The organism is Rhodoferax sp. (assembly GCF_028714215.1).
GTDB lineage: Bacteria > Pseudomonadota > Gammaproteobacteria > Burkholderiales > Burkholderiaceae_C > Rhodoferax.
Window position 1 is genome coordinate 33,068 of the sequence record NZ_JAQTMS010000017.1, and the last position, 24,762, is coordinate 57,829.

Annotated in this window: 20 protein-coding genes; 4 read left to right on the top strand and 16 right to left on the bottom strand. The window is 59.0% G+C overall.

The annotated features are described in order from the left end of the window. Nucleotides 1–53: 53 nt before the first annotated feature. From PHS32_RS09930 to PHS32_RS09955, 6 genes are all read right to left on the bottom strand, one after another. Nucleotides 54–572 (bottom strand): TlpA disulfide reductase family protein, encoded by a 519-nt coding sequence (locus PHS32_RS09930; RefSeq protein WP_301078787.1) that lies wholly within the window; start codon nucleotides 570–572, stop codon nucleotides 54–56. Beyond that, nucleotides 573–1,121: a hypothetical protein gene (locus tag PHS32_RS09935; protein WP_301078788.1), complete on the bottom strand. Its 549-nt coding sequence runs from the start codon at nucleotides 1,119–1,121 to the stop codon at nucleotides 573–575. It abuts the gene before it with no gap. A gap of 16 nt (nucleotides 1,122–1,137) precedes the next feature. Further along, nucleotides 1,138–1,596: a rhodanese-like domain-containing protein gene (locus PHS32_RS09940; RefSeq protein ID WP_301078789.1), complete on the bottom strand. Its 459-nt coding sequence runs from the start codon at nucleotides 1,594–1,596 to the stop codon at nucleotides 1,138–1,140. 26 nt (nucleotides 1,597–1,622) lie between these two features. Continuing rightward, a complete protein-coding gene (locus PHS32_RS09945; RefSeq protein ID WP_301078790.1) occupies nucleotides 1,623–3,506 on the bottom strand; it encodes a hypothetical protein in 1,884 nt (627 codons plus the stop codon). A gap of 112 nt (nucleotides 3,507–3,618) precedes the next feature. Next, a complete protein-coding gene (locus tag PHS32_RS09950; RefSeq protein ID WP_301078792.1) occupies nucleotides 3,619–4,953 on the bottom strand; it encodes an ATP-binding protein in 1,335 nt (444 codons plus the stop codon). Then, nucleotides 4,946–5,695: a response regulator transcription factor gene (locus PHS32_RS09955; protein ID WP_301078793.1), complete on the bottom strand. Its 750-nt coding sequence runs from the start codon at nucleotides 5,693–5,695 to the stop codon at nucleotides 4,946–4,948. Before PHS32_RS09955 ends, PHS32_RS09950 begins: the two co-directional genes overlap by 8 nt. A 239-nt stretch (nucleotides 5,696–5,934) precedes the next feature. On the opposite strand from PHS32_RS09955, the gene PHS32_RS09960 reads away from it, so the two are divergent. Beyond that, a complete protein-coding gene (locus tag PHS32_RS09960; protein WP_301078794.1) occupies nucleotides 5,935–7,410 on the top strand; it encodes a tannase/feruloyl esterase family alpha/beta hydrolase in 1,476 nt (491 codons plus the stop codon). Nucleotides 7,411–7,501: 91 nt separating this feature from the next. Here PHS32_RS09960 and PHS32_RS09965 read toward each other — a convergent pair whose 3' ends face one another. The 4 genes from PHS32_RS09965 to PHS32_RS09980 all read right to left on the bottom strand — a co-directional run bounded on the left by PHS32_RS09965 (nucleotide 7,502) and on the right by PHS32_RS09980 (nucleotide 13,812). Next, a complete protein-coding gene (locus PHS32_RS09965; protein ID WP_301078795.1) occupies nucleotides 7,502–8,350 on the bottom strand; it encodes a phosphatase PAP2 family protein in 849 nt (282 codons plus the stop codon). 81 nt (nucleotides 8,351–8,431) lie between these two features. Continuing rightward, entirely contained in the window at nucleotides 8,432–10,459 is a 2,028-nt protein-coding gene (locus tag PHS32_RS09970) for a clostripain-related cysteine peptidase (protein ID WP_301078796.1), read from the bottom strand. 195 nt (nucleotides 10,460–10,654) lie between these two features. After that, entirely contained in the window at nucleotides 10,655–11,167 is a 513-nt protein-coding gene (locus PHS32_RS09975; RefSeq protein WP_301078797.1) for a hypothetical protein, read from the bottom strand. A gap of 119 nt (nucleotides 11,168–11,286) precedes the next feature. Continuing rightward, on the bottom strand, nucleotides 11,287–13,812 hold the full coding sequence (locus PHS32_RS09980; protein ID WP_301078798.1) for a hypothetical protein: 2,526 nt from the start codon (nucleotides 13,810–13,812) through the stop codon (nucleotides 11,287–11,289). Nucleotides 13,813–14,301: 489 nt separating this feature from the next. Between PHS32_RS09980 and PHS32_RS09985 the strand changes: the two genes are divergently transcribed. The 3 genes from PHS32_RS09985 to PHS32_RS09995 are packed head-to-tail and all read left to right on the top strand — an operon-like array spanning nucleotide 14,302 to nucleotide 18,550. Beyond that, the gene (locus tag PHS32_RS09985; protein WP_301078799.1) at nucleotides 14,302–15,093 is read left to right on the top strand and encodes a helix-turn-helix domain-containing protein; all 792 of its coding nucleotides are present in this window, start codon (nucleotides 14,302–14,304) and stop codon (nucleotides 15,091–15,093) included. Next, on the top strand, nucleotides 15,090–17,846 hold the full coding sequence (locus tag PHS32_RS09990; protein WP_301078800.1) for an ATP-binding protein: 2,757 nt from the start codon (nucleotides 15,090–15,092) through the stop codon (nucleotides 17,844–17,846). Before PHS32_RS09985 ends, PHS32_RS09990 begins: the two co-directional genes overlap by 4 nt. Next, nucleotides 17,843–18,550 (top strand): hypothetical protein, encoded by a 708-nt coding sequence (locus PHS32_RS09995; RefSeq protein ID WP_301078802.1) that lies wholly within the window; start codon nucleotides 17,843–17,845, stop codon nucleotides 18,548–18,550. The genes PHS32_RS09990 and PHS32_RS09995 overlap by 4 nt, the downstream gene beginning before the upstream one ends. Before the next feature lie 42 nt (nucleotides 18,551–18,592). On the opposite strand, the gene PHS32_RS10000 is transcribed toward PHS32_RS09995, so the two are convergent. The 6 genes from PHS32_RS10000 to PHS32_RS10025 form a co-directional block, all read right to left on the bottom strand. After that, on the bottom strand, nucleotides 18,593–19,123 hold the full coding sequence (locus PHS32_RS10000; RefSeq protein ID WP_301078803.1) for a hypothetical protein: 531 nt from the start codon (nucleotides 19,121–19,123) through the stop codon (nucleotides 18,593–18,595). An 11-nt stretch (nucleotides 19,124–19,134) separates the two neighbouring features. After that, complete coding sequence (locus PHS32_RS10005; protein ID WP_301078804.1) at nucleotides 19,135–19,695, bottom strand: hypothetical protein; 561 nt, start codon at nucleotides 19,693–19,695, stop codon at nucleotides 19,135–19,137. A 31-nt stretch (nucleotides 19,696–19,726) separates the two neighbouring features. Further along, nucleotides 19,727–20,527: a DUF4239 domain-containing protein gene (locus tag PHS32_RS10010; protein WP_301078805.1), complete on the bottom strand. Its 801-nt coding sequence runs from the start codon at nucleotides 20,525–20,527 to the stop codon at nucleotides 19,727–19,729. A 30-nt stretch (nucleotides 20,528–20,557) separates the two neighbouring features. Then, nucleotides 20,558–21,925, bottom strand: coding sequence for a sn-glycerol-3-phosphate ABC transporter substrate-binding protein UgpB (gene ugpB, locus PHS32_RS10015; RefSeq protein ID WP_301078806.1), 1,368 nt, complete (start codon nucleotides 21,923–21,925; stop codon nucleotides 20,558–20,560). Beyond that, entirely contained in the window at nucleotides 21,922–23,376 is a 1,455-nt protein-coding gene (locus tag PHS32_RS10020; protein ID WP_301078807.1) for a patatin-like phospholipase family protein, read from the bottom strand. The genes ugpB and PHS32_RS10020 overlap by 4 nt, the downstream gene beginning before the upstream one ends. 75 nt (nucleotides 23,377–23,451) lie before the next feature. Beyond that, nucleotides 23,452–24,534 (bottom strand): linear amide C-N hydrolase, encoded by a 1,083-nt coding sequence (locus PHS32_RS10025; protein WP_301078808.1) that lies wholly within the window; start codon nucleotides 24,532–24,534, stop codon nucleotides 23,452–23,454. Between the last annotated feature and the right edge of the window lie 228 nt (nucleotides 24,535–24,762).

Consider the following 24,762-nt stretch of genomic DNA (forward strand, 5'->3'; position numbering starts at 1 on the left):
CGCGTCAAATTGAACATCGGGTAGGGAGGAAATCGTGGACCCGCTCGGCTGGATCAACGAAGCAAGGACTGGATGTCCTGTTCGAATTGAGTGAACGTGCGCGCACCGTCATGGAAGTAGCGCAGCTTGCCCGTCTTGTCGTAAATCAGGGACAACGGCACTCCGCTGGACCATCGCTGGTCGACCGAACGGTAGAACGTGTCCTCTACCGTCCCGGCGATGAATAACGGAAATGCCGGATTCTGCGCGCGGACGAACCTCATGACGGCTTGGGTTTCGGAGAAATCGTTCAGGGAGACAGCGACCACTTCAAGGCCTCTTGCCTTGTACCCGCCATAGAGATTCACGAGAGCCGGAAATTCAACTGTGCAGGGAGCGCACCAGGTAGCCCAGAAGTGGAGCAGCACAACCTTCCCTTTGTTCTTTGCAAGCAGCGCTTGAATTTCCTTGCTGTTGATCCTGGGCAGGGCCGACGAATCGGCAGCAAAAGCGTTAGGCAGCAAGATCAGGCAAGCGACCAGAACGAGCCGGCCAAGTATCGGTGCGATGGGACGGGAGGGGTGCGCCGGCATTTATTTCTGACCGACTACGCGGGATACCGCATTCGTTACCCTGCCGAAGTTCTGCACCTTCACATTGACGAAGTTCGCCGTGACCTTGCGCTTCGCGCTGACAAGGATCGTGTTGCTCACGCTGGCATTCAGCTTGTAAAGCTTGATGGCGACGTCGTGCTTCCCATTGCGCAACACGGTCAAGGGGATCGTGATGTGATTTTCCTCTGCCAATTTTTCGAGCCAGGGCTGGCTGTCTGGCCCCTCGATCATGACCGCGACTACCCTCAGGTTCTGATCTTTCGCAAGGTCATTGAGCTTGCCTACCAAGCTCGCGGTTTCATTCCCCGTTTCCCGGAAAAACGCAAGAACCAGGGGGGCATCCTTCGATTCGCATACGTAGCAGACCGAATTGCCCTTGTGCGGCCCGGTCACGTCCAGGACCGGAAAGGACGGAATCATCTCTCCCACGGCGCGGCCCGACACGGTGTTCGGTGGCGCCGCCAGGCAGTCTGGAGCGGACGCCGCGATGCTCGTGGCAACCATGAACGCAAGCAAAGCTCGCTGCATACAACCTTCCCCCGGCCTAGCGTTTCTCAGCCCGCCCGTTGGTGCTTCCTACGGTTGGATATCCCAGTTCTCGCCATCGGGGCAAGCCGCCCTGGAGAATCTTCAATCGCGTGTACCCCAGCTTCTCCAGTTTCGTCGCCATTGCGGTCGACTCTTCCTCTTGCTCACACGGGCAGTACAGCACCAGGGTCTTTGTGCGGGGAAGGTTCACCGGTGTCCTGATCCTGTCCGCGTAGGGCAGATTGACGGCACCGGGCAGGTGCGCTTCCTGGAAGTACTCGCTCGGCTGGGTATCGACGACGACGATATCCTGGGTTGCGCTGGAGTCGATCAGCTTCTTCAACTCCTGGGCAGTCACAAACGGATACCGCCCGGCCTTGCCTGGCTCGCCTGCCTCGCTCCGGAGGGTGAAGATGAGCGAGTCGCCTACCCAAGCGAGAAGAAACGAACGCGCGATGAGTCTTCTGGATGTCATGAGATTCTCCTTGCCGGCCGGCTGTTCTACTGGATCACGAATTCCTTCAGCGGGCGATATCCCGCCTTGTCCATGAGCTCGTCCCAGTTCGCGGGCAGGTTCACCTGCTTCACGGCTTTTCCCGTGGCGCCGGCCAGAACCTGCGCCTTGTTTCTGCTCGGGTCGCCGCAGACGAGAATCCGGATGCCATTGCGCGCAATCGACGGCATCGTCTTGATTTCTTCCCATCCAGGTGTTCTCGGATACCACGGCGGCAGTTTCCCTTTCGCTGCGCGCGGATCCCTGAGATCTCGCTCGACTTCCGCCTCGAAGGACCGGAATATCCGGCCGTAGGAGCCGTACACCTTGGAGAAGGTCCACTCGTACGTGGGCTTTCTCGCCGTGTCCACCAATTCTTCGATCAGCTTCTTCTTCGTATAGCCGCCCTTTGCGAGAACTTCGGCAGTGCCCGGCGTGATCAGCAGCGTTCGCGGCGAATCGATCATGCCGGTGGCAAAGGCTTCGTTGTAGGTGATTGCGTAGGCCAGGATCTGCATCAGGATCTTGGGGTCGGAGGTCGATGGGATGACGTTTTGCCCCATGAACGAGCTGCTCGCGGCTGCTACCGTATTCGCGTTCCTGTCGAATCCTCTTTCCACGTGATCCGGCTCCCAGCCGATGTTCTTCAGGGCTTCTTCGTCTTCGGCCAGGACCCAGGATTGCAGCTTGCCGAACGTGCCCATCTGCGTTTCCTTGATCCGGAAACCCGCTATGTTCCTCTCGATGAGGCTCATGGCGCGGCCGATGGCCGCATTGGCGGGTGCGGCGATCAGCCCCTGCCCGTAGTCGATCCCGAGCTGCCTGGCCAGCGGCCCGTTGAGCCAATAGAACGTGCTGAGTGAATGTGTGCTGCCGCCCGTCACGGTCAGCCGGTATGCAGGGTCGCCGATGGCTTGCACCGCCGCAATGATGACCGGCATGTGCTCCGGGCGCGCTCCTGCCATGACGGCGTTGACGGCGATATTCCACGGTGTGGCTCGCAGGTTCGCCAAAGGAAGCACGGCGATCTCCTCGTGCCGGGCGTAGCCGGTGTATTTCAGGAACTCTTCGACCCGCGCCACGGTGGGCGGGATGATCGCCATCCCGTCACTCCACTGGTAATCCGCGAAGTAGCGGTTGACCTCGTCGAGCGTTCCCGTGAACACCACTTCCGGGGCCTTCTTCTCCTTGAGAGCTCCCTCCTGATTCGGGGACAATTCGGCCAATGGCTTTGTCAGAGCCTGTACCACCTGGGGTACCACCACCTTGGTCGCGTTCTCCCGCACTTGTGAGTCCGAGTGGAGATCGAACGGGCCGGGATACACGGCCACGCGCATCGACGGCACGCCCTGGTCGTGCGCCGTCATTTCGGCCTGTTTCCTGAAAGCAGGCGCTACCACGACGACGCTCGGGATCCCCGATTTTTCGGCGACAACCGCCGCCTGCGTGGCACGCGGTGTACACACCCCACAGCCGCCATCCCCGGTGATCACCACGCTGCAAGCTTCCTGCTTCAGCGCGAGCCGCAATTTCTCGGCATCCGTTTGGGGATTGTCGGGCGTCGACGGCAATGGAGCGATTGGCATCTGCGTGTGCGAGACGACCCTGATGTCCGGATAGATCCGCTTCAACTGTTCCCCGATCGCCGGGAGCGTGATGTCGGCCTTGAATGCCCGGTTCGACACCATGCAGACCGTCTTGCCGGCCAAGGTATTCGGCCGAGGCGTCATGTTGATCATCTTCACGGTACTTTCGCCGATCGGGCTCAGGACGCTGTACACCGGCTCAGCCGAGCCGGCTCGAACTGCACCGGACGTCTGCGCCGCCGCCGAAGCACTGAACACAACAAGCGCTAACCAGAGCTTGACGCTCCTGATTTCAGTTGAAGCCATTTTCAAGGGATCTCCGTTGTTCATCTCGTCAGTACCGAGCCTATAGAAGAATTGTTGCTCCCCGGTTGCCAACTGGTGAACTCGCGTCACACGCGCCTGTTGCAGCGCCCGCTCATGCGGCGATCAATTCCAGTGTGGCGCAGAGGCCGCCGCCCGCCCGGTTGCTGATCAGCAGCCGGCCACCGTGGCGGATTGCAACTTCGTTCGTGATCGAGAGGCCCAGCCCCGCGCCGGACGAGTAGCCGCGAGAGCGATCCAACTGCTCGAACGGCTGTAGCACGCGCGCGATCTCGGACTCCGGAATTCCCGGGCCGCGGTCCATCACATGAACCCGCACGCGTTCGCCTTCCAGGTCCACCGACAGCTCCAGTTCGGACGCATGCACGACGGCATTTCGCAGCAGGTTCACGAGCGCACGGCGCAACGAAGGCGCGTGCCCGCGCACCACGAACCCAGTGGGCTCGGGGCTGCGTACCTCCACGCCCAGGGCTTCGATGTCCTCCACGGCTTGCGCGAGCAATCCGTCCAGATCCACCGACTCCAAAGGTGGCGTCTCGCCGATGCCGCGCAGGTAGTCGAGCGTGCCCTGCACCATTTCTTCCAACTGGCGCAAATCGCGGCCGAAGGAGGTTCGGCTTGCGGGATCGGCGAGCAACTCGGCGCGAAGCCGCAGGCGGGTGATCGGCGTGCGCAGGTCGTGCGAGATGGCCGCAAGCGCCTGCACGCGCCCTTGCACGTGCTCCTTGAGCCGCTGGTGCAGGCCGTTCAGCACCTCGGCAGCGCCGCGCACTTCGGGCGGCCCCTGCAGCGCCAGGGGCGTGACCTCAAGGCCTGCGCCCAGCGCTTGCGCACCGCGGGCGAGCTGCTCCAGCGGACGCAATGCCCAGCGCATCGCCAGCATCACCAGCAGCGACGTCACCACGCCGAGCAGCAGGAACGGCCCCAGCAGGCCGTCGGTGCGGAACCTCGGTTGCGCCACCTCCACCTCGGCTTGAAGCTGTTGCCCGTCGCGCAGGCTGGTCGCGATCGTGATGCGCAGCCCCTGCGTGCGAGAGGAGTCGCGCACGCGCTGCAGGGGACCGCGCGTGGCGACGACCGATACCGCGCGGGCGGAGAGGCGCCGTCCCCACACCTCGCGCACCACGGCCAGCACTTCCGGTGGCGCGGCTTGCGGCGCGGACGCGGCATCGAGCCGCACGACCGGGTACGGGACCGCAGCCGCGACGGCGGCGCGGTCCGCCGCCGGGACGGCGTCGATGACCGCCACCACGTCCGCGGCGCGCTGCACCTGTTGCACCAGTGCGGCGCGGCGCGCGGTGGCGGCGCGATCCGACAGCGCCCACCAGAGACTGGCCGCCTGCACCGACAACAGCCCGGCCAACAGCAGCAGGAGCAGCCGCGCCCGCAGCGACACACTCGCCCATGCACGCTGCGACCGCTCAAGCATCGGGCGGCACCGCGTGCACGTCGGCGTCCAGCACATAGCCGCTGTTGCGAATGGTCTTGAGGAACTGGCCTTCGCCTGCGTCCCGCAGCCTTTGGCGCAAGCGGTAGACCTGGAAGTCGATTGTGCGATCGGAAGGTTGGAGATCGCGCTTGTGCGCCAGTTCCACGAGGCGTTCCCGCGACAACACAACGCGCGGGTGCATGAGGAATACGCAGAGCAGCCGGTACTCTGACGTCGACAGCGGCACCAGGACGCCGTCATCGTGCCGCAGCTCACGCGAACGGGTGTCCAGGCGCCAGGCGCCGAACCGCAGCCTGGCCGGCAGGGTCGAGTCAGCGGCCGCACCCGCAGTGCGCGCGGGCGCGCGACGCAACACCGCGCGGATGCGGGCCACCAGCTCGCGTGGCTCGAATGGCTTGCTCACGTAGTCATCCGCGCCGATCTCCAGGCCCACCACGCGATCGATCGGAGAACTCAGCGCCGTGACCATGATGACGGGCACGCGCGTGTGCTCCCGCAGCCACCGCAGGAGGTCCAGGCCGCTCTCCTGCGCAAGCATGACGTCGAGCACCACGAGGTCGATGCGGTGTTCCTGGAAGTTCTGCCGCATCTCGGCGCCACCGGCCGCCAGTAGCGGGCGCAGCTCACAGGCTTCCAGATACTGGCGCAGCAACTGTCGGATCTCGGGGTCGTCATCGACGACCAGCACGGAGTCGGGCGAGGTGGGCGCGGCGGTTGGCATCCCCGGATTGTCGTGGCGATTTGTGAGACCTGCCAGCGGTCATACAAAGCTGCTACCTGCGCTTTACAAAACCGTGCAGGACGGGTGCCGTCGTGGTGGAGAAGGTCCGCTTCTGTCAACCATCGCGCCAGTTCGTGCACCGTGTACCTGAACATCCCGGATTGCGATGAGACAGCGCGACGGGGCGCCTCACCGGTGACACGATTATGATCACATGACACAAGAATCCGGATACCTCCATGCTGGAACACATATTGGTCACGTCGACCCGGTTGCTACCCCTGATGCTGGCAGCTTGCGCATCCATCAGCAGTTCCGCCGCCGTCCAGCCCGTGCTGGCGTGTGTCAATCTGTTGAACACAAATTTCGAGAATGTCGTCGTTACTGCTGCCAGGGCAGTGCCTGCTATCGATCAGTTGCCAGGCTACTGCGAAGTCTTGGCCACTGAGATCGGGACCCGCCATGACATGAAGGCGCTGCTGCCCGAAACATGGTCTCGCCGCTTTTACCAGCAAGGCGGCAGTGGCATGGATGGCGTGATTCCTGAATTGATCCCGCAAAACATCACCGCTACGCAGGGTGGCAGTGCCGCCCTGAAAGCGGGCGCTATCGTTCTTGGCAACAACGGTGGTCACAGAGATCGCACTGGCGCGGACTTGCTTGATAACCCGAACGCAACCGAAAGGTACGCTCACACAGCCATTGGTATCGCCAGGGATTTCGGCGAAGCCCTGGCACGGGCCTATTACGGCAAGCCAACCCAATTTGCCTATTACCAGGGATGCTCCAACGGAGGGCGTGGCGCGCTCAATGCCGCCGCCAAATACGGCACGAAGTTTGATGCGGTCATCGCGGGTTCGCCAACGCGTAGCGATCCGGGGGTCACCGCACAATGGTTGCGTCTTTCTCAATTGCCCCTGCCGCAATACGACAAACTCAAGGCGGTTGCAGCGGCCGCTGTTTTGAAGTGCGACAGGCTCGATGGTGTGCAGGATGGGATCATTTCAAACTGGCGAGCCTGCGAATTTGATCCGGCCAAGGATGTACAGGTTGCGCTTCAACTGACGCCTGTGGAAGCGGCAGCCATCAAGAGCTTGATGAGCGACATTGAACTTCCCAACTCGGGTACCGTTTACTCGGGCTACGGTTATGGTTTTGGCGACAAAAGCATGAAGTTTTCGTCCAAACTTTATGAATTCCTCGGGCTTGGATACATGCGCTACATCGTTCTCAATGAACCCAAATGGGAGGCCGCCAACTTTACGGTTGAGGTCTATTTCGAGCGGATCCGGTCGATCCTGGAAGATAAGTATCAATTCGACGCCGAGACGGCAGGACTCCAACAATTCTTGGATTCAGGAAAGAAGATTCTGGTTTGGCACGGTTCTGACGACACCATCGATTCGCATCGCGACACCATCCGCAAATGGGATGAATTGGAGAGCGCCGCGGGTGCGATGGCAAGGCAGAACGCCCGGCTCTTCATCCTTCCCGGTGTTCAGCATTGCGGCGGGGGCGCTGGTGCCGATACTTTCGATCCTTTCACGGCCATGATGAATTGGGTCGAGAAAGGCGTTGCGCCCGATGGCCTGGTTGCAACCAAATTGGACGGCGTACCGGTCTCGTCGCGCCCGCTATGCCGGCATCCGAGTTATCCACGATACCGGGGCGCAGGCGATATCAATCTGGCAGAAAACTACCGGTGCACCCCATAGAGCAGGCGGTCGTCCCTGAAATCTTCACTCCGAACCCAAGCGCGGCGTGTGCCGGTCTCGTTGAAGTCCCTGCGCCGTTGCCGAGCGAGACTTACTGCGCCAGCGATGGTTTGATGGCCAGTGCGGCCGCTTCGGCGACGCAATCGCGATCAGGCTTCATGCCCATGCTGCGCACTGCTGCAAGCTCGGCTTTGGCGGCACCAAGATCAGCCCGAAAGTCATCATCGGCATGCAGCCGTGCGACCGTTCCGGCGGCGACGTTGCGTGCCTGAACCACGTCGCTGTGCCAATGGGCGTTGCAGACGTTGCGGCTCTCGCCAAAACTCAGGCCACGCAGCAGGATGGCGTCGCTCTGGGCGGGCGAAAGCTCGGCCAGAATCAGCGCCCAACCCCAGCCGGCAGCGGTGTGCCCGGACGGATAGGAGCCGTCTTTTGCCAGTATCTCCCGGTCGTTGGGCGTGCAGATGGGCTCCTGGTTCCAGATGAACGGTCGAGCCCGGTTGTAATGAATCTTGGCGGCATAGGTGGAACCCCCGAGGTCGGCCAACGTGCGGCGCAGCAACTTGTAGAGACGGGGCGTAGCGGGCTCGCTGACAGGAGCGTTCAAGGCACAGGAAAACGTTCCAGCCGCATGCGGAAAACTCAGGTTGGCATCCGATTTGGCCAACGCCCAGCGCGCCGTGTCGCGCAAGAGGAAGCTGCGGCGGCTGATCTCCTTGTCCAGCATCAAGGCTGAAGAATCGGCGGCGGGAACCGGGGGCACCATGGCAAGGCTGTTCGGCAATGCGCTGGGCGCAAGGTAACCTGGCAGCATTCCGGTGAATCCTGCCGGTACGGCAATGCTGTCATTCTGTGCCTGCACAGTGATACAAGCGGTGGTGATGGCAACAAGGGCAGCGCGCCGACCGAACTTCTGCCGAAAAAACATCTTTGAAGTCATTCAATGCTCCATTGGTTAGGCGTCAGCCTAGAGTGCCTCTTACCGGCGATTGACGCCAATTACCTTCGCCGGGAAAGCGTATCAATTTTGATATCCAACGGTGCTCGATACCGAAAGCTTGCCCGTCAAATCTGTGACGATATAGCCAAAACTGCCACCGCTGGGAATGGGACCGCGTTTGAGGTTCAAGGCGCCACCACTGACCGTCACTTGCCGGTTCGTCCTGCCGAAGACGTAGTAGTCCGCCGGGGTGCCGTCGGAGTATTTACCGCGGTAGTAGGCACCCAGAGCAAACTGATCTCCATCTTTAATGGGGGCGATCCTGTCGGCGTTGCTTGAACTCCCCGGCGCTCCCTGAAAGCCAAGAACTCGCAAGGCTGTCGTTGAACCGCCTTCCGGTACGTATTCCTCAACCGAAAGAGCGCCATCCTCCCAATAACTGTATGTTGTGTTCCAGCGATATACCGGAACCAAGCTGCGGTTATTGATATTGCTGCCGACCGTTGCAACTTGATCAGGAATCATGGCCACGGTATAGGCCGACCCCTCAATAGAAGCCCAGCTCCGGGTTCCGATAAAGTCCACCCCCCACTGACCAGTGGAGTCCGTAGCTGTGTTCACATTCTCCTGAATGGCATCAAAACACGGGACCTCCTGAGGAGGTTTATTTGCGTCGTAGTAAATCTGGCAGGCATCCGCTTGATGGGCGGAAAGCACCAACGCAAAGTCGTTGCTGATGACTGCCGCATATTTACCCTTGGTCGAGTCCATCGTCACTTGAGCCTCCAGTTGGTCCTTGTTGGTGGCATAAAAATCATAGTAGTTTTTGACGAGGCCGGTGCTGCCGTTGGTGTACTTGCTTGCAAAGGTCGCTATGCCGGAGAACATGGTATTTGAAGCGTACGCGTGATAACCATCAACATAGGCAGCCAATGTGGATGGGAAATACAAGGCCAATCCACTTGCAGGCAGGTTGCTACCGTTTTGGATTTTGTAAACGACTGCGGCGCCAAGCGCGTTGTACAAGGCGTCGCTCGCATCCATCAAGGGCTGATCGGCTCCAACGTATTTGTTGATATTGGTCACGACATTCGCCGGAAAACTCGCCATGTCTACAAGGTCGGTGGACATCGCAAGGATCGGAGCGGTTTGCCAATCCAGAGACCTCGCACGAGCGAAAGCGATCTGCTTCCAGGCAATCAGACTTGCCGGCGCGTTGACGGTGTATTTTTGCAGCGCAGTGGCAAATCCGTCGGTCGCAGCACTCAGGGCAGCCATCTTCGACAAATCGGTTACAGAGAGCGTAACGGTTTGCTTGGCCAAGTTCATCTTGACGAGATAGGAGTTGGCGATTTCCGCTCCGATGTCCTTGCCAGTGGCTGCAGGGTTGTCGGTGACAAACTTCAGGAACCCATTCCAGGCCCAGCCCCCGCCTGGCTCCAGGTCTTGTGAGGCGACCATGTATTTCGTCGAATTTGCCAGACTTGCCGCCACTTCAGCGTTGGCCATCAGGCAGGCGTCAAATCCGACCATCTCAAACTTGATGTTTTGTGCTTGCGAGACTGTTTGCAGGCTTTCCTGAATTGCCGGCACAGAAAGTGCGTTGCCGGTAATCTCATCGCTTCCTATTCCCGAGTTAATGCCGCCGCCGTGATCCCAAAGCACGACGATGTATTTATCTGCCGGATAGGCCTTGACACCCCATGCCAAGAAGCTTTGCAGAGTGGCCTTACTTCCCATATCGACATTGGTGCCTTTGGCGTCTGGCCCCAGATCATCGAGTTTGGACAGAGTACCCTTCTGCACCTGATAACGCTGAACCCTGCGCCAGTCAATCGCCCGCGTCGGGTCTTTTGCAGTGTCTGCTTCGGACCCCGGATCCTTTTTCGCCCCACCGGTCTGGATAACGACAGTCATGTTGGCCGTTGAACCGACGGCCATCATCTCCTTGATATTCGCGCTGGCTTGACCGTCTTCGCTTTCCAGATTTGCGCCGATGATGTAGACCATAACGGTTGTTGTCGGCGAGGCCGGCGACCCGGTGGACGACCCGCCGCAGGCAACCAGAAGCGTTGTTGCAAACAACAGAATCGTGAGTAAACGAAACATGTCTCTCATAATGAGTTCCAGATGGGTTGCGAAGCACGCAGGAGCGATGCTAAGAGCCATGGTGCGGTGAACCTTTGCTGGACTGCGCAATACCTTTGCCGGACGGAAACATCTTTCTCCGATGAACTTCAGGTGAACCTGAAAGTGCCGAACGGGATTGCCTGAGCATGCTGTAAATAGGCTCATGCGGTCTGACTATTTCTGCGGTCCTGCCTGCATCCGCACAATCGGCTCGCCACTGGCGTCCTTGGCGTCGCCACCGCGATACCCTGCGGGACGCTGCGGTGCATCGGACGGCAAGGTCAGCGCGATCGAGCGTGCCGCGTGTCTGCCGTGCTGAGCGGTAAAGACGTGCAGGTAGCTGTCGCCCGGAGGTGCCATCAGCTTGACAACGAGTTGCGACGGAACACCGGCCGTCAGCCGCCAGGTCGATTCGCCTCCCTGCGGTAGCAGGCGGGCGCCGTCACTGGTGCTCAACCGAACCGAGGCGTCGTCGCCGCTCACCCCCTCAAAGCGCAATACCAGGTCAAAGGGTTGACCGAGCACCGGACTGAATGGCCGCACATACAGCGCGATTCCGGTTCGCAACTTGCCCGACACCGGCTCTGGTCCACCGAGCCAGACACCCGTGCGCTCGGGCTCTGCCAGCGGCGCCAGGGCGATCACGTCCTGGTTGCTGGGTAGACGCGCCTGGTTCGTGGCAGCCATGTCATTGCCTTGCTGACAGGCGACCAGCAAGACGCAGATTCCCCAACCCAACACCCGTGCTGACAAGGCACGCACCGCAGAGCCAGCCAACGGCCCTGGAACAGCGTGACGAAGCGATGTCAAGAAGCCTCCCGCCACAGCTTCAGGTTGTTATTGCAGCGATTGCCCCGGAAGACGCTGTCCGGATCGACCACGAACTTGAGCGAGTACACGCGTCCCTGGGTCACTGCGATGAGTGAAGGGCTGTCCTTCATATTTTCATAGCCCAGGATGCTGACCTCTTGACCTGTTTCATCGCGCACGCTGAAATACCGCGGCTTGAACTCTTTGCCGCGGTCGTCGACCGGCTGTAGCCGCATATAGCCCGTGAAGGTGGATTTGAACGTGAAGCGCCGGCTCAGGCCCAAGGTATTTTCAAAAGCTTTGATTGGCTTTTCTTTCAGTGACGTGAAACGTGACATCCGGTGATTGAGACAAAACGAAGGGGAATTGGTGCTGACCAGCGTGGACGAGGCGCTTGGCCCACTGGCGGCGTCCAGCGCCACCGTCAGGTACAGCACCTCCAGATCATTGGCGCCTATGCTGACGGTGGCGTTGATCGCCGGGTCAGGCGCCAAGCCCGCAGGCAAGGTGCCCAAGGGATCGGTGGAGCGAATGTTTTCAGTGCTCAAGAGATCCGAGAGCGATACAGTTGGATTTTGCTTTATGAACTGGTCCAGGAAGGCAAAGACCGTGGCCGAATGATGCACGTTCTTGAGGGCAGAGACGGCCTTCCAGAACGCTGGGAAGCCGTAGTCATTGCCCATCTTGTACAGCATGTAACCAATCGACTCTTCCGAATAGAAACCCTTGCGAATGCCGGCAGCAGTTGCCTTTCTTAGGTCCGTCAGGCTGCCAGTGGCCTGAAGCGGACCCGAGGAATCGGTGTAGAAAGGGCTACCTGTCAACAGCCCGCCAACCGCCGTGCCATAGCCTTCGCCGTAGGACAGACTGGCGTCCTTGAATTCTTCTGCTGCATGGTTGTCACCCGGGCTGTCGGAGTAGGACAAAGCGAACTGTAGATAGTGACCGAATTCATGACCGATCACGCCCTGATCAAATTCGTCGGTATCGACATCGGCCATGCCAAGGATGAACAAGCCCGGGAAGGCCCCCTCACTGGCGAACTTGGAAGTCGTGATTTCCCCTCTCTCAATCTTCTGGGCCTCGGTTTCTTCAGGCTTGACTTGAACAGGCGTTCGAATGACCGTTGTATTGGCCTTGCTCCAGTAGATGTTGAGGTCCGGCAGCTTGACGTTCGGGTCTGTGGTCTGCAGCTTGGTCACTGCGGTGTAGGCCACCTCGAGAATAGAAAACGGTGCGGACAGGCGATTGGAGCCATCAGCGGGAACCTGTCTTGCGTTGCCATCAAAGCCCAACGTGGCTTCGATATCTTTTGTGGTATTTCCGGCAATTGTGGTGAACGGGACTGAGTCCAGCAAATACATCCCCTTCGGACTGCCTTTGAAGGTGTTGTCGCGCACCGAGATGTTCCATTGAGCGCCGGTCGTGCTTCCAATGTCGCGCGTCTTGAGCAGTTGCGCCCTGACGCGCACGGCCACATTCTTGCCGGCCGGTGCGCCTGTGAACTGGTACTGTCCGTTGGCATCGGTGGATGTTGCCATCAGAACCGTGTCTTTGACATCAAGGTCCAGCAATTCGACGACAACCCCCTTGACCAGGAACGTCCTCAACTGGTCGTAACGCAGGGCGCCGTTGCCGACATTGATGCTGGGTGCAACGGCCCTTACCGTGCCGGACACGTTGGCTGGCCCCGTGCCAGCCTGCAGCAGAAAAGCCCTGGCCTGCAGGGCGGCACGCACTGCGCTCGCGTTGGCCACATCCTGAACCGTGATGGTGGTACGCGAGGCGACATCGCCATCGTCCATCACCAACAACTCGGCGCTGCCGGCGGCGCGCGCAGGACAGTCGGCAGTGACCACTTCGTCTTCAGAGTGAACCTCAAAGTCCTGCGTTGGCCGCAGATCATGCAATTGGCACGACACACCGCCGAGCGTGACGTGAAGCCCGAAATGGAGGTTGCGGCCCACGATTTCAATGCTGGAGGTGACACCAGAAGGCACTGTGCTGCCAGGCACACCTGACTGTGTTGTTGATGGGTCCGCATCAACGTACCAGACCGTCGTCGCCACGCCCTGGTGCTGCATGTTCTCAAAGACGTCGCGCAATACGTCCATGCCCGAGCCGGCGACCTGGTTCTGAAGCCGGTTGTTGTCTGTCAGCTTTTCCATGGCGCCTGTTACCGCGTCCCTGAGCTCCCCATCCTTGAAACGACCGCCGGCCGTCATCGCGGCAGTCAGGCTGTCCATCACCGCGGAAGCCTGGTTACCCGCCGAGCCGCCCTGTTGCAACTGCGACAGCGCGGCCAGGACTGCGCCGTAACGTCCTGCATCACTGTCTGCGAGCGGCTTGGCCGAGAGGTCGTCTGGAACTTGCCTGTCGATGTCAATGCCAGCCAGTCCAAAAGCCGAGGCTACCGCCATGGACAGCTTTTGGTAATTGGCGCCAGGGTCGCGCTCAGCCAGCACACGAAACGCCAACTCCGTCAGCGGCGTTACGACCGCCGTTTCATTGTTCTGCGCCAACTCGATGTAGGAGCGCAACGGGATGCCGATGGCAGTTGCGCCTGTGGCCTCGTCCGTGTAAGTGCCCCCGGCACAGGACAGCTGGGCCATGCCGGCGACGGCCGGTACATCCAGCGTCGCGGTACCTGCCTTGGTTTTCGCCGGACCCGCAATCGTTGTTCCGCTGGCGTCCAGCAGCACGCAAGAGCCGCCATCCACCGGTGCCAGGACGTAAAGTACGGTCAGTTGGTTCGTCGCTCTGTCCCCGGAACAAGCGGCCAGCAAGGCAAGCGCGCTGACCGTGAAGACCGCGGTTTTCAAGACACGCTTGAAGACGCTTGGCAATTCGATCATTTGAGGCCACTCCATAAAGTCAAGGCGGGCCCATTTTGAAGAACAATGTTCAACAAAACTTTGCTGGACTGCGCAATACCTTTGCTGGACGGAAATATTTATTGGAACGGCAGGAACGGGGGTGGCAATCCCCACTGACGGTGAAACAATGGCGGCATGATCAACATTGCTTCACCGCCTTCTCGATCCGCACGTATTCTGGTGGTGGATGATCGCGAGGAAGATCGGCATTTGCTCGCCGACTACCTGCGCCGCCAGGGCTATCGGCTTTACGTGGCGGAAGATGGGCGCGATGGCGTTGAGAAGGCCATCTACATCCAGCCCGATTTGATACTGATGGACGTGCACATGCCGGTTTGTGACGGCATTGCGGCGTGCCGTTTGCTCAAGGCAGAACCAAAGACGATGGCGATTCCCTTGATCTTTCTGACGGCCGCGGCCTTGCCCGAGGAGCGGGTGCAGGGCCTGCTCGAGGGCGCGGTGGACTACATCACCAAACCGTTCAATTTTGACGAGGTTCGCTTGCGCATCTGCATTCAACTGAACGCCGCGCACGGCCACGAGCACCCTCCCGGCGGACGTGACGAAACAGGCCCGAGCGGGTCCGTCGAAGCAGCGATATTTCTGGCTGCACAGCGGCGCATCCTGCAAGATCTTGCGTCTACGCCAGAGTTGGCAGTTTTGGCACACAGCGTCGGGACGAATACACGTCTGCTCAATGAGGCTTTTCGTAAATTCGTCGGCGTTACGGTGTTTGACTATCTGCGCGAGGCCCGCATGAAGGAGGCGCGTCACCTGTTGTCTGAAACCGACCTGGAAGTACAGACCGTCGCCAATGACCTGGGTTATGGCAACGCGGCCAACTTCTCGACGGCATTTCGCGAGCGTTTTGGCCTGTCACCGCGCCAGTATCGCAAGGCGACGCCCGGAGCCATGGAAGGCACATGATCACGGGCTTGCTGCGCCGCCTGCTCTGCCTTCTTCTTGGCCTGGGCGCGCTGGCCTGCACCCTGGTGCGGGCGCAGGGGCTCGATCTGGGGGTGCCAGACAGACAGGTCGCCGTATGGGGAGAATTGGCGATTCTGGAAGATCCGACTGCCCAACTATCCCCGGCCACGGCACTGGCACAACCCGGTTGGCAAGTAGCCACGCCGCGCCTGATGAGCAGGAGCACCAGCACTTCTGCATTCTGGCTGCGATTGGTCGTCGTCAACCATGCACCTGAGAAGATCACGCGCTGGCTGAGCGTGGGTTCGCAGCAACTCGAAGATATCGGTTTTTACCGCCTGGCGCCGGACGCTGAACAGGTACAACTGTTCCTGCCGGGTGGCGCAGTGCATGCGCGCAAGGAGATGCCGCTGGCTGGCAGGACTTTTGTCTTTCCGGTCGCACTGGCCAGCGGCGAGGGGGCGATCTTGCTGCTGCGCATCCAGGGGCGCACGACCATGTCCATGGAGGTCGGACTGTGGGAACCTGCTGCTTTGCGGGAACAGGAAGCCCGCAAGGATTTGGCCCATTTGATTCCTCTATCTGCCTTGATGACGGTGGCACTTTATCTGTTGGTCCATTCGCTGGCACGAATGGACCGTCCTCTTCTGTTGTTGGCCGCCTGGTTGTTGCTGGCGGCGCTCCACGACCTGGCTTACGGTGGATATCTGAATCGTTATGTCTTGACCGGTGGCGGTGAACCAAGCCTGCGGACTTCCGCGGTGCTGGCTAATCTGGCGCTCGCGGTGTGCACCGCGTTCATGTACGTTTTTCTCGAACTTTCACGCCTCAAATTCTGGCGCCACGTCTACTTGGGCCTACCGCTGGTCTTCCTGGCCATCGCGCTGGGCGCCGCGTTTGGCAATCTGCGGTTGTTTATTACGCTGACGAACAGTTTCCTGATGGCGTTCTTGCTGATCTGGCCCCTGTCCATGCTGTTGGCATGGCGTCGGCGCCTGCCCAACGTTGGAATATTTTTCATTTCCATTGCCGGCCAGTGGGTCATCCTGATCCTGCGCTTGTTGACGGTGCTGGGGATGGCGCCGATCATGGTGGACCACGACAGTCTGGCCATATCGATCCTGCTGGGATTCACCCTGGTTTTGCTGTACTTTGTGGTACGCCGCTCGATCGCTGAGCACAAGGCGAAAACAGATTCCCAGACCGCCATGTTGGAGTTCAATGCCCAGCAGCACGCCCGCCTCGAGGAGGCGGTGAATGCCCGCACCAACGCTTTGCAGGACGCGGTCATCGCGGCCGACGATGCCAACCGTGCCAAGAGCGACTTCCTGGCACGGATCAGCCATGATTTGCGCTCACCGCTGACGGCAATCATTGGCTATGCCGAAATGATCATCGCTGCCGGACGCACCGATGCCCAGAACGGACGGATCATCCGGCGCAGTGCCCAGCATCTGCTGGCCCTGCTCAACGACCTGATCGACTATGCACGCGGCAGCGCCCAACCCAACGCCTTGCTCGTATTGCCGCTCTATACGTCGACCTGGCTCGACAGTATCGCTGCCGACGCCAGGGCATTGGCCACCAAGCATGGAAACAGCTTCGACTTCAAGGTGTTTGGCAACCTTCCCCTGGTGATTGAGGTGGACGCCAAGCGCCTACGGCAGGTGCTGGAGAACCTGCTGACCAATGCTTCAAAATTCACCAACCACGGAAATATCGATTTCCATGTCACGGTGTCAACCGATGACACTGCGAATGACGCTAGTCTCCAGCATTTCCTCTTTACCGTGCGCGATAACGGTCCAGGCATTCCCGCGGAAGAACTGGTGCAGATCTTTGAACCGTTTCATCGTTTGAAGGGCGCCGAACACCACGAGGGGCTGGGCCTGGGCCTGGCCATTGCGCAGCAGTGGATCAAGCGCATGGGCGGTTCCATCGAAGCCTCCAGCGTGCTTGGCCAGGGCACAACCATGCAGGTGCGCATCGCGCTGCAGCAGTCCAGCGAGGACAGTTTGTCGCATCAAAACCAGATTCTCGATGAAGGCTCTCCGCCCACCCTTGACGGACGCGACTGCCGAATCTGGATTGTGGAGGACAGCCACATTATCCGCAGCATGTTGTGCACTGAATTGGGCGGTCTGGGCTTTATCGTGGTGCCGATCAGCAATGGACAGGAGGCGTTGGTGCGCCTGAACCAGCCTGAAACCAAGGTGCCGGATTTGATACTGACCGACTTTCAAATGCCATTCGCCGATGGGAAAGCGGTGTTGAAGGCGGCGCGTGCAAAGTGGCCAGGGATACCGGTGGTGCTGTTGACCGCAACCCACGATTGGGCGAGCCACGGAGAAGATGGATTTTCCGAAATCTTGCCCAAGCCCGTCAGCCTCACTTTGCTGCGTCAGTCGGTGGCCCGTTTGCTGGGGCTTCAGACAAGTGGCCAGAGCACTGATGTTGACATCTTGCCGCCAGCGATGGTTTATCCGGACCCGCAATATCTTGACGAAGCGCTTCTGCTCATCCGGATGGGCGCCATCTCCGATCTGGTCGACTGGGCCAGCGCGCTGGCCGAGAAGCATGCGCAGTGGAGCAGCTTTGCAGATTGGGCCAAAGAGTTGGCGGATCGCGGGAATCTCAAAGAGCTGGCGGTGCTGTGTGAGTCAGCGCAAAGCAAACCTGCCGATGTGCCAAAGATGCCTCTTCATCCCGGTGGCGGTACAACCATCAACAGTGAAACAGGAACAGGACCATGAACAAAACATCAATTCTTTTACTCAAGACAAGCCTTGCCGGCATTGCATTCGCAGCCGCATCTGCTTTTGCTCAAACCTATGACAGCCAGAACGCGCTGGACGACGAGATCAGGAAAACCGCTGATGAACTGAGTTTTCTTGAGTTTGAGAGTGCGTCAAGCTGGGGCCAGACCAGCAGGTGCCAGCTCAAGTACCGGGTCGCCAATACGGAGAATCCGTACCAAGCCGGAGATGCGCAACTTGTGCAGGGTTCGATTACCAGCGACTACTACAAAGACAAGCCGATCAACTTCATTTTGAACGTGCAGCCCCTGCGACTCGATGTAAATCGGGCCAGTCGCCAGGCCGGGTCCAGGACCCTTCATCCAATGCGTGCCGCTCTTATGGTCAATGGGCTGGACCTGAGCAAGTATCAACTGGATGCGAACACCTGTGATGGAAGCAGCTGCTTTGTTTACGCGCCGACCAAGGGCGAAGAAATCGTCGACCTGATGAAGGCGGTGCAATCGAAGTCGATCCTGGATGCCGAAATAGTGTTTTCGTTGGACAAAGTCTTACCGGAAAGAACGATCAGAATTTCCAATCTCACAACCCATGGAATCACCAACAGCGAAGTCAGAAAACAGTTCACGACTTGCCTCGCCGAACTGGTGAAGAAAGAAGTCGCTGATATACAAAAGTCTGACGCGGCCCAAAAGAAGTAGGCTGCGGCAACACAGCGGGCTTGTGCCCCTGGGCTCCGACCGTCACACGTCGCGGTTCAGTGTCACATGCCATGCAAAGCACTTCGCCAGCCGGGCCGGGATGCCTTTGACGTTACTGGAAACCCACTGCGCAATTTCTGTGGTCTCGAAAACCATGGCCGCGCCACCCCATACGTTGACGGGATGCGCTGCTGCGAGTGGATCGCCTGAATAGAAAAAGTACCCATTGTCGGAAACATGGGTGCCCACGTAGATGATGCTCCAACCGGCTTCGCTGAAGGATTGATAGATATCGACCTTCTTCAGCTTTTGTTGCCTTGCAATGGCCTGCCCCAGTTGCAGCTTTCGGGCAGCACTCAGACTGCGATTGACGCCATCGCATGGACTCAACCGCACCCATGCAAGGGCTTCGTCGTACTGTTGCCTGGAGATCGCCTTGTCCGCCAGCGCTTCTGTGAGAACCTGAAGGGCTTGCGCTTTTGATTTCTCCGACAATGGCGGCTCGGTTGCACTCTGATCGGCCCGGGCGCAAAGCGCAAGAAGCGCGAGAGTGAAAAGCAGCAGGTGTCGCATGGATAACCCCCTCATTTGAGATCGTCCACGGGTGCCTTTCTTACCAGCACGGGCGACTTGATCGCATCGAAGTCGAATTCATCCCGAAGTGAATAGAAGTCCGTTCCTTCATCGGTTCCAGAAAACAAATCCGTGATCTTTTTCCCATTACCAAAGACGACCAGGCTTACGCCGCTGCCCTGACCCAGCGCATCGGAAACGTAGTAATGGAAGCTGCCTTGATTGAAACTTATGATGTTTTCACCCGTGTGCGGAGTGGTGCTTCGAGTGAAGATGGCCATCTTGGAGACGGTCGATGCGGACTGGTCAAACTCTACATTGCCAGGCGCGCCATAGCGGTAAGTCATTTGCGTGATCGTTGGCCCCTGCGGGTTGATGCATATCGAAAGCACCTTGCCGGTCGAGCTGTACGTGATGCCGACTTTCGATGTGTGAACCTTCTGCATCTTTGCCGTGATGAACGTTCTCTCGGCCGCTGTGCAGTGGGTCGGGACTGTGGTCTGGGCGCCAGAGTATCCGCAGCAGAGCAATGAGCTTGCGACCATTGCGGCTCCAAATTTAATCGGCGGCATTGTGCAATCCTTCAATCCGGCGCCAGACGGCTTACCTGGCTGCAACCATCTGCTCAATCACCCTGCGAAGGGGTTCGCTTGAGATGCTGGTCTCTCCCCTGAAAGGCTGATCCAGAATCATGATCAACCCGACGACCATGCCCAAGGCTCCGAAATAGGCTCCAAGGACACCCGCGCGTCGCCCATCCAGTTTGGTGCGTCCCACCAGGACGCTGCCCAGCAACATCAGAACGGCGATATAGAGCCAGAATACCCGTGGCGACGAAGCCGTGGCCAGCTGGTATCTCAGGAGCCGGGAATTCTCCAGTTTGCTCAAGGACGTCAGGATCTTGTCCGAGTAGGACGACATTCCGGATTCCTGCACATTCTTTTGCACTGAATTGCGCAACTCGACGACAGCTTTCTCGACCTCGACAGACAGCATGGGATTGGCTTGCGCCAACGAACTCCATTCGTCCGCAACCACGGCTTTGGCGTATCTTTCCAACTGCTTCTTCTGATGCTGGGTGAAGACGCTCGGCTGCAAATCCAAGAGAAAGATGTACTGTCGCAACTCAAGAGATTCATTGATGACACTGTCCTGAGCTTTGCTGAAATTGGCGCGCACGTCACCCAGCGTAATCGCCAGCAAGAAGACCAGAAAGGCAAATATGCTTTTTTCAACGGTTTCAAAGAGCACATCGGAATCCATGTTCTTGCTGCCGAACAAGAACCGGTTTGAAAGAGCTGAAATCGAAATTCCAGCGACGGCAAAAAACGCAAGGAATTCGGCCATGATGGTGATATCGGAATTCGACGCAATATGCCTCAATACCAGATCTGAAAGATTCATATGGATCTTCAATAAGTCAAAATCGCCGTCTCAGATCTCGCCTTGGCCAGCCGCTCCATGGGTGACCCCAAACTGTCGGAGGATCGCGTTGCCCCTGAGCACGGCGGCGTCGAGCCCCTCCTTGACGGTCTTCTTGCCGGCAAAAATGTTCTCCAGTTCCATTTCGATGGCCTGGCGAACCTGGGTGTAGTTGCCCAGGCGCAGACCTTGACCGGTCTGGGTGGCTGGGGCGTTCAGCAGTTGGCTTACGCCCGCCCACTGCTCCGGGTTGTTCTTGTAGAAGGCCTGTTCCTCCAGGCTTTTAACCGCTGCCTTGGTGATTGGCAAATACCCTGTGGTGGCGGCCCACCAGCTCTGCTGGGACGGCTCGGCGACGAACCTCAGGAACAGCACCACGCCCTTATAGCTCGCAAGGTCGTGCCCCCTCATCACCCACAGGGTGGCGCCCCCCAAAGTAGTGTTGGCCTTCGGATAGGGCCACCCCCAGTGGGGGAACTGGCCGGTCCCCCAGTCGAAGCCGAGAGATTTTCTGAGACTGCCTATGGACCCGGACGACTGCAGGAGCATGGCGCAATCGCGCTTGATGAACTTGATATCTGCCTCCTCCAACCGGCCACCGTAGGAGAAGATTCTTTCCTTTTGCCACCGGGTGAGAGCCTCTGTATGCATGCGGCCAAAGTCACCATTGATGAGGAGCTTGGTATCGAGGCCCGAGTAGCCGTTCTGATTGGTGGCGAAGGGCTGGTCGTGCCAGGCAAACGTGTTCTCGAGCAGCGTCCATGACGGCCACGAAGTGGTAAAGCCGCAGCTGGCGGCACCGGTGGCCAGAATCACTCTGGATGCGGCTTCGACCTCCTGCCAGGTGGCTGGAGGTGTGTCGCCAAGCCCCGCCTTCTTGAAGATGTCCTTGTTGTAGTAAAGGATCGGGGTAGAGACGTTGAACGGCATCGAAGCAAGCTTGCCATCCTTGGCGTAGTAGCCGGCGATGGTCTCCATAAAATCGTCCCAGTTGGGCTCGCTGCCGTGTTGACGCATCAAGCGCTGAACCGGGACAATGGCATCCGACAACATCATGCTCAGGGTACCGACTTCGTAGACCTGCACAATGTGCGGCGAGGCCTTCTGTCGAAAGGCTGACATAGCCAAGGCCTGGACCTCCGGGTACGACCCTTTATAAACGGCCTTGACTTGGAACTCCCCCTGACTCTGGTTGAACTGTCTCACCAGTTCGCTCACAGCATCACCGAGTTGGCCGTCCATGGCATGCCAGAACGTGATCTCGGTTTTTGCCTGTGCACTGGAGGCTCCCCCTATCAGGGCCATGGCCGCGACAGCGACCACCCCTATGCAATGGATGATGCAGTATCGCAATGCAGGTTTGATACGGAATAGCTTCATTGCGCGGGACCCTTCGACGCCGGGCGGTCCGCCAGGAACTCCAGGATCGTCTGCCGGTTCTGCATGACCACCTTCGCCGCGGCGGTGTGTAACAAGTGCCGATCGCACTCGGACTCCATCACGAACTTGGTCGGAATCATGGCAAGGCGCTGTTGTACGTCCTCTGGCGAGGACAAAGGGGGATCCTCATGGCGACAGGCTTCCGGCAGATCGCTGAGATCCTCGTCCCACTGCGCGCTCTCGTGGTTCAGGAACAGGATGCGCAGGCTGGCGTCATCGGGAAACACACCTTCGATCTGGAGGCTACGGTAGAAGAGAGACCAATAAGCCGTTGCCCGTTCCTCCATCACCTTGGGGATGCGGGAAAAGTCGTAGTTGAAGAGGGTCCAGGGTTGGCTGCGCTGTTTGAGCTGCTTGAAACCGACCGAGAAGGGGTAGGAACTGTTGAAGGCGAGGATCAGGGCGCGGCGCACCTTGTGGTCCTGCATCTGCTTCTGAAATGTGAACAACAGCGACTCCAGACCGAGGTTTTCGTAGAGTCCGCCATCCCCCGTATGCCAGTAGTCCAGTTCGTCGCCCACCGTGAACGTGATCGGTCCCACCAGGGGCGGGAACGAGGCGGACGCCGTCACCGCTACCGCCACCTTCAGGGGGCAAGGGTCGATCTGCAGTTCGAGCGGAGACACCGGCAGCAGCGACTCCCAGCGTTTCTTCATCACCTCCGGGTAGGTGCGCGTGATCCCCCTGCTGATCAGCGACCGGTCCAGATCAGCAATGAAGTCGTATTGCGCTGCATCGGGTGTGAGCGTGGTGAACATGAACCGCCGACCATTGTTGTAGAGCGTGCTGTTGATAAGCAACGTGGGGCTATCCCCGCTCTGTTGTCGCGCCGCCAGATCTGCAAAGGTGCCGGGGCCCAGCAGGCTCTCTTCAAGAATTTCGTGCAACGATTGCGCTGCCAGGGCCGAGTTCAGGATAAACCGGCCTGCACCGAGTTGACGCCAGATCAGTGCGCTCTGGAAGTCCTGGGCCAGTTTGGTCTGGAAATCGGTGAAAAAGGTCTGGTAGGCCTGCGTCATTGTCCCGTCCGCGGCGAGCATCGGCGTCTCGTGCGCAGGCTTGTGCAACGCATAGTAGGCCGCCGCCAGGCCGCCTCCGGAGACACTGGAGAGGTACGAGACCTGCTCCAGTACCGACGACCCACCCTGCGGAGATTTCAGCCGGCCCAGGGCCTCCAGTCCGGCTGCAGCGTAGAGAGCCGCTCGACTCCCGCCGCCAGACAGGGCGACCCCCACAACGGTGTCCTGCTGCACCGCCGGTGTGATGCAAGTCGTCTCCGAGCCCACTTTGGGCAGACGTGTTATCTCAGGCGAGGCGCACGCCGTCACGATCAGCGCGCAGGCAGTCCACAGCGCCGCTGGGAGCCAGCAGAACCGACACCTGTCGTCCATGGATTGTTTTACGGTTTGACCTCGCCACATGTCATTCCTGCCACCATGCGCATCGCATCGGTTCTCTCAATGCATTCACAAGCCCTGGAATCTAAAGGGTTTTGTTTCCACGAACTTGTCAGCGGTGTTGCCTGAGTAGGTTTGGTTGTTTGAAATGCTGAGCTTCTTGACTTTGCCTGTCCTGGAAAAGTCGATGTCTTTGAACTCTACCCAGAACGTGTTTGGAGTGAGTGCCGATTCGAAAAAGTAGATCTTGTTCTTGTGGTCAGCGACTGTGCGCCATCTTGTGGATGAGATGTTTGGCTGTCCCGGTGTGCTAATGCCGAACGGCACCGAAGCGTTGCGGATGACGCTGAATACGCTGGCGACTGCCACGCGCGTGTCTTCGGTCTGCGGTATGGCGTTGATGTAAAACGAGGCTCTTACGAACCTGTCGGCGGCACGGTTTGTGCCCGGAAGCATGACGGTTCCGCCAATTTGTTTCCAGTATTCATTCAGTGCCAGTTGCTTTTCGAAGATGGGCGAGTTTGTCATCACCTGATAGGACCTGTTGTGGTGGATGACGAGTTTGCCGCCGAGGTATTCAAAGATGGCGTTGTCACCCGTCGCGTCGGAGATTGCCAGGTGAAGCGTTGCGAGCGATGTTCGGCCCGGCGTGTTACCCGTGACGATGGCAAATTCTCCCTTGCTCAAGCCCTTGACTGCTTCGTCTACCGTAGCGTATGAATCGAGCACGTATTGCACCCATGCCGAGATGGTGAGGCCAGCCCTTTTCTGATCCCATACCCCGTATTCTGATTCGGCGAGCCAGAGCAGGTTTGCGACCAGCCCTTTTTCATTCATTCCGTCAGTGCTTGCACTGTCGTATCCCGTGGCGATGACGCTGCCGAATTTTGAAGTCCACTTCAGCGAGTTGGGTCCGACTTCGCCGTTACGTCCCATGCCTGAGGGGAATATCCAGAGGTTGGTACCCATATCTTCATTCCAGTCCATGGAACGGGCGGTGATGATGGTGCCGTTGGGTCCCTGATAGACCACGCGTGTGCATGCGTCCACCGTGTTGACGCCTAGCGCTGCTGCTGCAACAAGCAACAAGGGCGAAAGCAAAGTTCTTAGTCTCATGATGAGCGTGACTCTGGTATTGGGCAAGCTGGACATGGCAACCTCCTTCTGATGGTGGGTGGGGATTCGTACCGGCTTCGAAGATGCTAAGAGCATTGGCGCGGGAAACCTTTGGCAGCCGACGCAATACCTTTGCCCGACGGATATTTCTCTGCCGTGGCCCAGGGTGTGACAGAACCAGTAATCTTCCCGTCCTGCAAAGGTTTTTCGCCGTCAGGCAAAGGTTTGGCACACCATCGTCACGCCGCATGCACGGCATCACCT

Coding starts and splice junctions, on each gene's coding strand:
- PHS32_RS09930 (WP_301078787.1), bottom strand. CDS start 572: ATGCCGGCGCACCCCTCCCGTCCCATCGCACCGATACTTGGCCGGCTC.
- PHS32_RS09935 (WP_301078788.1), bottom strand. CDS start 1,121: ATGCAGCGAGCTTTGCTTGCGTTCATGGTTGCCACGAGCATCGCGGCG.
- PHS32_RS09940 (WP_301078789.1), bottom strand. CDS start 1,596: ATGACATCCAGAAGACTCATCGCGCGTTCGTTTCTTCTCGCTTGGGTA.
- PHS32_RS09945 (WP_301078790.1), bottom strand. CDS start 3,506: ATGGCTTCAACTGAAATCAGGAGCGTCAAGCTCTGGTTAGCGCTTGTT.
- PHS32_RS09950 (WP_301078792.1), bottom strand. CDS start 4,953: ATGCTTGAGCGGTCGCAGCGTGCATGGGCGAGTGTGTCGCTGCGGGCG.
- PHS32_RS09955 (WP_301078793.1), bottom strand. CDS start 5,695: ATGCCAACCGCCGCGCCCACCTCGCCCGACTCCGTGCTGGTCGTCGAT.
- PHS32_RS09960 (WP_301078794.1), top strand. CDS start 5,935: ATGCTGGAACACATATTGGTCACGTCGACCCGGTTGCTACCCCTGATG.
- PHS32_RS09965 (WP_301078795.1), bottom strand. CDS start 8,350: ATGACTTCAAAGATGTTTTTTCGGCAGAAGTTCGGTCGGCGCGCTGCC.
- PHS32_RS09970 (WP_301078796.1), bottom strand. CDS start 10,459: ATGTTTCGTTTACTCACGATTCTGTTGTTTGCAACAACGCTTCTGGTT.
- PHS32_RS09975 (WP_301078797.1), bottom strand. CDS start 11,167: ATGGCTGCCACGAACCAGGCGCGTCTACCCAGCAACCAGGACGTGATC.
- PHS32_RS09985 (WP_301078799.1), top strand. CDS start 14,302: ATGATCAACATTGCTTCACCGCCTTCTCGATCCGCACGTATTCTGGTG.
- PHS32_RS09990 (WP_301078800.1), top strand. CDS start 15,090: ATGATCACGGGCTTGCTGCGCCGCCTGCTCTGCCTTCTTCTTGGCCTG.
- PHS32_RS09995 (WP_301078802.1), top strand. CDS start 17,843: ATGAACAAAACATCAATTCTTTTACTCAAGACAAGCCTTGCCGGCATT.
- PHS32_RS10000 (WP_301078803.1), bottom strand. CDS start 19,123: ATGCGACACCTGCTGCTTTTCACTCTCGCGCTTCTTGCGCTTTGCGCC.
- PHS32_RS10005 (WP_301078804.1), bottom strand. CDS start 19,695: ATGCCGCCGATTAAATTTGGAGCCGCAATGGTCGCAAGCTCATTGCTC.
- PHS32_RS10010 (WP_301078805.1), bottom strand. CDS start 20,527: ATGAATCTTTCAGATCTGGTATTGAGGCATATTGCGTCGAATTCCGAT.
- ugpB (WP_301078806.1), bottom strand. CDS start 21,925: ATGAAGCTATTCCGTATCAAACCTGCATTGCGATACTGCATCATCCAT.
- PHS32_RS10020 (WP_301078807.1), bottom strand. CDS start 23,376: ATGGACGACAGGTGTCGGTTCTGCTGGCTCCCAGCGGCGCTGTGGACT.
- PHS32_RS10025 (WP_301078808.1), bottom strand. CDS start 24,534: ATGTCCAGCTTGCCCAATACCAGAGTCACGCTCATCATGAGACTAAGA.